Genomic DNA, 298 nt, shown 5'->3' on the forward strand with positions numbered 1-298 from the left:
CGCAGTAGCGCCTCGATCCGCTCATCACCTACTGGAGCCCTTCATGGACCCCACCACCTACGCCTTCGAGGTGCGACGCGGCGCGAGCGACATCCTCGGGGTCGAACTCGCGACACAGGATGTCGTGACGCAGCGCGTGCGGTTGAAGCGCCTGGAGAACGGCGCCTACGCCCGGTGGAGCCTCGCGGGTCCCGGGCAGGCGGTCGAGCGCACGACGCAGCAGGACGGCGGCCTCGTCTACGATCCCGATCTGGCGAGCGTCTACTTCCCGATGACGGCCGCATTCATCTCAGCGCTG

Annotated in this window: 1 protein-coding gene; it reads left to right on the forward strand. The window is 68.1% G+C overall.

Annotated features, from left to right (window positions below; all coding sequences use genetic code 11):
• Positions 1–43: 43 nt before the first annotated feature.
• On the forward strand, positions 44–298 hold a 255-nt coding region (locus HPY23_RS29945), incomplete at its 3' end, for a hypothetical protein (RefSeq protein ID WP_200649722.1).

The organism is Methylobacterium ajmalii (assembly GCF_016613415.1).
Classification (GTDB): Bacteria; Pseudomonadota; Alphaproteobacteria; order Rhizobiales; family Beijerinckiaceae; genus Methylobacterium; species Methylobacterium ajmalii.